This is a genomic window from Pseudomonas sp. DrBHI1, assembly GCF_002205115.1.
GTDB lineage: Bacteria > Pseudomonadota > Gammaproteobacteria > Pseudomonadales > Pseudomonadaceae > Aquipseudomonas > Aquipseudomonas mosselii.
This window is the reverse complement of record NZ_NIBE01000072.1, coordinates 1-6,667: the sequence shown is the minus strand read 5'-3', so window position 1 is coordinate 6,667 and position 6,667 is coordinate 1. Positions and strand designations below refer to the sequence as shown.

5 protein-coding genes are annotated in these 6,667 nt (G+C 64.1%); all 5 read right to left on the bottom strand.

What is annotated here, in order from left to right; translation table 11 throughout:
• Positions 1–87: 87 nt before the first annotated feature.
• A complete protein-coding gene (locus tag CC207_RS16700; RefSeq protein ID WP_028692250.1) occupies positions 88–987 on the bottom strand; it encodes a LysR family transcriptional regulator in 900 nt (299 codons plus the stop codon).
• Positions 988–1,033: 46 nt separating this feature from the next.
• A complete protein-coding gene (locus CC207_RS16695) occupies positions 1,034–3,049 on the bottom strand; it encodes a pyridoxamine 5'-phosphate oxidase family protein (RefSeq protein ID WP_088852429.1) in 2,016 nt (671 codons plus the stop codon).
• Positions 3,050–3,067: 18 nt separating this feature from the next.
• The gene (locus tag CC207_RS16690; RefSeq protein ID WP_088852428.1) at positions 3,068–3,697 is read right to left on the bottom strand and encodes a glutathione S-transferase family protein; all 630 of its coding nucleotides are present in this window, start codon (positions 3,695–3,697) and stop codon (positions 3,068–3,070) included.
• Between the two features lie 162 nt (positions 3,698–3,859).
• Positions 3,860–4,414, bottom strand: coding sequence for a UPF0149 family protein (locus CC207_RS16685; RefSeq protein ID WP_028692247.1), 555 nt, complete (start codon positions 4,412–4,414; stop codon positions 3,860–3,862).
• Between the two features lie 162 nt (positions 4,415–4,576).
• Positions 4,577–6,220: an acetolactate synthase large subunit gene (locus CC207_RS16680; protein ID WP_028692242.1), complete on the bottom strand. Its 1,644-nt coding sequence runs from the start codon at positions 6,218–6,220 to the stop codon at positions 4,577–4,579.
• Between the last annotated feature and the right edge of the window lie 447 nt (positions 6,221–6,667).

Genomic DNA, 6,667 nt, shown 5'->3' with positions numbered 1-6,667 from the left:
TGAGGGTGCTGGCGGAGTGTACGGCGCTTTCGAGGTGTTGATTGCGTTCAAGGTACTTGGGGGCGCTTTGCGCCCCAAGGTCCGGAATCAAGCCAGATGTGCCTGGCTGCGCAAATGCTCGGCCAACATATCGATAAAGGTCCGCACCTTGGTCGAGCCATATTTGCTCTCCCGATGCAGGATATGGATCGGCCACGGCGCTTCTTCGTATTCGGCCAGGATCACCTGCAAGCGCCCGGCCGCCACTTCATCCGCCACCTGGTACGACAGCAGCCGTGCAATCCCGAGCCCGGCGCTGGCCGCGGCGATGGCGGCATCGTTGCTGGTCACGGTCAGGCGCGGCTTCATGCGGATCAGCGTCGGGTCGTCGATGGCGCCGAAACGCCAGTCCGTGCGCGGTGACAGGGTCCCGGCGGCGATCACTTCGTGCTTCTGCAACTCCGAGGGATGGCGCGGCGTGCCGTGGCGTTCCAGGTATTCGGGCGAGGCGCACAGCAGCCGGCGCATTTTGCCCACGCGCAACGCCTTGAGGCCCGAGTCGGGCAACTGGCCGATGCGCACCGCCACGTCCATGCCCTCCTCCACCAAGTTCACCACGCGGTCGAGGAAGAACGCCGACACATCCACCTCGGGGTACTGCTGCAGGTAACGGACGATGCACGGCATGACGAACTTCTTGCCGAACAGGATCGGCGCGGTAACCGCCAGGTCGCCCTTGGGCGCGGCGTTGATGCCGGCGGCGGCTTCGTTGGCCTCGACGATGCTGGCGAGGATATGCCGGGTGTCTTGCAGGTAGCGCCCGCCGGCCTCGGTAAGGCGCACGCTGCGGGTGGTGCGTAGCAGCAGCTTGACCCCGAGCTGTTCCTCAAGGGCAGTGACCGCGCGGGTAACCGCCGCCGGCGAGATAGCCAGGCGGCGGGCGGCGGCGGCGAAGCTTTCCAGCTCGCCAACAGCCACGAACACTTTCATCAGGTGGATCTGGTCCATGCCGCGCCCCACGCGTTGTCGTGGGGCGATTATCGCCGTGGTCACGCTAGAGCTCCAGTACCAGGGGCTGCACGCCGTCCTCGGCCTGGGCTGGGATGGCACAGCAGATCAACACGATGCCGGGCTCGGGCAGTTCGGCGGGCGGGTTCGGGTAGTGGACCTGGCCGCTGACCAGCTTGGTCCTGCAGGTACCGCAGGAGCCGCCTCGGCAACTGAAGTCCGGCGAAAGGCCACGGCTTTCCGCCAGTTCCAGCAGCGTGCCGCTGTTTGGCGCCCAGCGCGCTTCCTTGGCGGAGCTGGCGAAGTACACCGGCACCGGTTCGCTGGCGGGTGGGGGCTGCTGCAGCGTCGGCTGGTTGTCATCGGTGTGGCGGCGCAGGGTCGAGGGGCCGAAGGCTTCGGCATGGATGCGGGCGTCGGGCACATGCACGCCGCGCAGGCCTTCGTACAGATCCTGGGTGAAGCTGGCCGGACCGCAGAGGTAGAAGTCGTAGTCGTCCAATGCCAGCGTGGCCTTGATCTGCTCGATGCCCAGGCGGTTGGCGAACTGGTAGTCATGACCCAGCACGGCCTGGGGTTCGGGCTGGCTCAGGGCACGATGGATGCTCAGCAAGCCATTGGCGTGTTGCTGGAGTGCGGCAAGCTCCTGCTGGAACGGCAGGTCGGCCAGTGTGCGCCCGCCATGGAACAGATGGATGCGCCGCCCCTGCCCTTTGGCCAGCTGCTCGCGGAGCATGGCGATCAACGGGGTGATGCCGACGCCCGCGCCGATCAGCACAAGGGGCCGCTCACTCTGCTGATCCAGGGTAAAGCTGCCCATGGGCTGACGCACCTCCAGCCGATCGCCAACCTTCACCTGTTGATGCAGATAGCGTGACGCCGGCCCCTGCGCCTTGACGCTGATGCGCAGGTGGCCATCGGACGGCGCGCTGGACAGGCTGTAGGTGCGGATCAGCGGTGCCTCGCCATCCACCTGCAGGCGCACGGGAATATGCTGGCCGGGCGCGAAGGCCACCGCCGTACCTTCCTCGGGTTGCAGGTAGAACGAACGGATATCGCGACTTTCCTGCTCGATACGCAGCACGCGCCAGGTCAGCCATTGGCGTTGGCGCTCACGCTGTTGCAGGCGCTCTTCGGCTTCACTCCAGGTGCCGGTCATCAGGCTGGTGGGGGCGTACTCCTGGAAGGCCCAACGCAACGACACCGCAGCCGGGCGGACCACCACCTGCTCGATGTCCAGGGTCCAGATCCGCTCGGCGCCTTCGAAGGCGCTGATCAGCGGGCTGTCGAGAATCACCTCGGTGCGCCCGGAAACCTGCAGCACATCGCCCGTGGTGAAGTCGACGAACAACAGGCCGGCAACCGGGTTGGCCAGCAGATTGCCGAGGGTATTGAAATGCAGGTTGCCGGCGTAGTCAGGAATCGTCAGGCGATTGCCTTCGACCCTGACGAAACCGGGGCGACCACCGCGGTGGGACACGTCCACGGCACGTTGGCCATTTTCCTGCTCGACGTAACTGGCGACAAAGAAGGTGTCGGCGTTTTCGATCATGGCGCGGGTCGCGGCATCGAGTACCGATGAATCCCGACGCGCCTGCGGCGGCTCGTCGACGCGGGTGTACTCGCGCCGCTGGATGTACTGCGGGCAGTTGCCGAACGACTGCTCGACCACCACCGCCAACTGACCGGCGCTGGCCCCGCGGATCAGGCCATTGAGGCGATTGCGCCGCCGCGTGTGCAGCTCGATCCCCAGCAGGCCGATGGCGCCACCCGCCACCAGGCCCGGCGTGGCCGGATCGTCGCTGGCGAGATCGGCGCCGATCAACAGTTGCCGTGGATCGGGCGAGCTGACGAAGCCTTCCGGGCCTTCGAGCAGCGTCGCCCAGGGTTTGCCTGCGGCGTCCACGGCACCGGCCACCATGAACGGCAACTGCTGGTAGAAGGTGCGATGCTGGTCGGGCATGAAGTCACGGATGACCTTCTGCCCGAACGCCTCCATGCGCTCGGCAACACCGACGTGCTCCTGCAGCCGTTTTTCACCTGCATGCCAGGGCGATTGCATGGCGGCATTCCTCGGGACTCAGAGGGTGGTCTGCAAACCGATGACCGTACGTGGCATCGGCACGAAGCCCGGCAGCGCCTCGACACGCGCCAGCCAGGCGCGCACGTTGGGGTACGGTTCCAGCGACACGTTGCCTTCCGGCGCGTGGGCGATGTACGAGTAGTTGGCGATATCGGCGATGGTCGCCTGGTCACCGACCAGGAACGGGCCCTTGGCCAGTTCGGCGTCGATCACCTTGAGCAGGGTATGGGCGCGGCCAATGACTTCATCGGTGTTGAACGAGGCACCGAACACCGTCACCAGACGTGCCGCTGCCGGGCCGAAGGCCAGGGGACCCGCCGCGACCGACAACCAGCGCTGCACTCGGGCGGCACCGACCGGATCCGCAGGCAACCAGCGCTCACCGCCGTAGGCCTTGGCCAGGTAGACCAGGATGGCGTTGGAATCGGCGATGACGATGCCGTTGTCATCGATCACCGGCACCTGGCCGAAGGGGTTGATGGCGAGAAACTCTGGCTGCTTGTGCTCGCCCTTGGCCAGGTCGACGAAGACCAGCTCGGTGGGCAGTTCGAGCAGCGACAGCATCAACTCGATGCGGTGGGCGTGGCCGGACTTGGGGAAGTTGTAGAGTTTGATCGGGCTTGACATGTGCGAGGCTCCGGATCAGCGCCGGGAGTGGCGCTGCTGGAGGACATGCTGCACTGGATCGCCCGACAGCAGAATCAGTGCTGGGAGCAATCCAGTATTTCGGTAGGTGGAATAATTACAGTCGTGCGGCCAGCCCGCTTCCACGCGCCCGGGATGGCGATCTCAATGACGGTGCTGCTTCTGGTACTGATACAACCCCCGCGCCGCCTCGACCACCAGCGGCACACAGGCCTGGCGCTCATCGAAGCTCATCGAATCGAGCAGCTCGAAATTGTCTTCCAGGCCATGCAGGGAAATGGCCTTGAGCAGACGATCCTGCTCCGGCGGGAGCTCGCTCCACTCGGCCACCTGGGTACCGCGCATGTAGCCGAAGCACCATTCCTCGAGAATGATCGCCGGGCCTTCCTCTCCTTCGCTCTCCTCGAACAGCGGTTCAAAGTGCTCGAGGTCGTTGGCCAGCTCTTCCGCCACCTGGCTGGCATAACGCAGCATCAACGCGGTGTAGGCCTCTTCATGGGCGGGCTTCTTGAACTTCGGCACCTTGCCACCGGCGACAGAAGGCAGCCATTGCTCAGGGTTGACCTTGTTGGGGGAGCTGGCCAAAGCGGTGAAGAAGCCGTTGAGCTCGGCGAGGTTGAGCACCGAATAATCGTTGCCGTAGGTGATCAGCAGGTCTTCGAGACGGTCGAGTTCTTTTTCGCTGAGCGCGGGGAGCATGGGTAGGAGTCCTGAGGAAACAAAATATGGGAGCACCCTAACACATGGGAAAAGCGGTACACGCATTCACCGTGCCAATAAAACGATCGCGGGGCAAGCCGCTCACACGTTGTTCTTGCACAACGTGGGAGCGGGCTTGCCCCGCGATGAGGATGCTACGGTTTAGACCGCCAGCGCGCGCTCACGCAGCTCGCTGTTGAGGATGCGGTCGTTCTCGCTGTAGTCCACCGGGCAGTCGATCACGTGCACGCCTGGGGTCTTGATGCAGTGCTCGAGCAGCGGCAGGAAGCCTTCGGCGCTTTCCACGCGGTGGCCATTGGCACCGTAGGCTTCGGCGTACTTGACGAAGTCCGGGTTGCCGTAGTCCAGGCCGAAATCGGTGAAGCCCATGTTGGCCTGCTTCCAGCGGATCATGCCGTAGCCGTCGTCTCGCAGGATCACCACGGTGATGTGCATGCCCAGACGTACCGCGGTTTCCAGCTCCTGGCTGTTCATCATGAAGCCGCCGTCGCCGCATACCGAGATGACCGGGCGATCCGGGTACACCAGGTGCGAGGCCATGGCCGATGGCAGGCCGGCACCCATGGTCGCCAGGGCGTTGTCCAGCAGCACGGTGTTGGGCTTGTGGGCCTTGTAGTTGCGGGCGAACCAGATCTTGTAGATGCCATTGTCCAGGGCGACGATGCCTTCGGACGGCAGGGCGCGACGGATGTCGGCGACCATGCGCTGCGGGTAGACCGGGAAACGGTCGTCGTCGGCGCCTTCGGCGATCTGTGCTTCGTTCGCTTCACGGATGGCCATCAGGCGGGTGAAGTCCCAGTGGCTGGTGTCGGTCAGCGCTTCGCTGATCTGCCACACGGCGTTGGCGATGTCGCCGATCACTTCCACCTGCGGGAAGTACACGGCGTCTACCTCGGCCGAGCGGAAGCTGACGTGAATGACCTCGGTGCCGCCACGGACCATGAAGAACGGTGGCTTCTCGATCACGTCGTGGCCGATGTTGACGATCAGGTCGGCGGCTTCGACGGCGCGGTGCACGAAGTCACCGGAGGACAGCGCAGCGTTGCCGAGGAAGCGCGGATGGCGCTCGTCGACCACACCTTTACCCATCTGGGTGGTGATGAACGGGATGCCGGTCTTGTCGATCAGTTGCTTGAGGACCTTGGCGGTCATCTTGCGGTTGGCGCCGGCACCGATCACCAGGATCGGGTTGCGGGCGTTCTGCAGTTTCTGCACGGCGGCTTCGATAGCCACGTGCTCGGCCAGCGGGCGACGGTGCAGGCTGCGCGGGATCGGCAAGGCGTCGGTCTGCTCGGCGGCGATGTCTTCCGGCAGCTCCAGGTGCACGGCGCCTGGCTTCTCTTCTTCGGCCAGGCGGAAGGCTTCACGCATGCGCGCTGGGATGTTGTCGGCCGAGGCGAACTGGTGGGTGTACTTGGTGATGGGGTCCATCATGCCGCACACGTCGATGATCTGGAAACGGCCCTGCTTGGACTTCTTGATCGGCTTCTGACCGGTGATCATCATCATCGGCATGCCGCCCAGGTAGGCGTAGGCACTGGCGGTCACCAGGTTGGTCGCGCCAGGGCCGAGGGTCGACAGGCTGACGCCGGTCTTGCCGGTCAGGCGGCCGTAGGTGGCGGCCATGAAGCCCGCGGACTGCTCGTGGCGGGTCAGTACCAGCTTGATCTTCGACTTGCGCAGGGACTCGAGCAAGTCGAGGTTTTCCTCACCGGGAATGCCGAACACATACTCGACACCTTCGTTTTCCAGGCATTGCACAACGACATCGGCGGCCTTGGCCATCTTGCTTCTAACCTCAAGTAATAGGACGGTGAAAGTCCAGAAATGCGCAGCACGGTACGCTGGCATCGCTCGGTCCGGGTGCCAGGATTGCCCCGAACCTAAGCCTTGACGCAGGGTAGGTACGGGGAAGTCACGTAATTGTGACGGCAATATTGTCGCACCTGCGACGGGGCGATGTGAGGTAGCCGACGAGCAAAGGATATTTGCGTGATCGTCAGCAAACGGATGCCGTGTAGGAACAAGATACCGTGGGAGCGGGCTGGCCCCGCGATAAGGCCGAATCAGGCCGTGATGTTATCCGGGCATGCGCCATCGCGGGGCAAGCCCGCTCCCACGTCAGATTTCTTTACCAGGGCTGAAAAGACAAAACCCCTACCTGCTCGCGCAGATAGGGGTTTTGCGAAATGAATCTTGACGATGACCTACTCTCACATGGGGAAGCCCCAC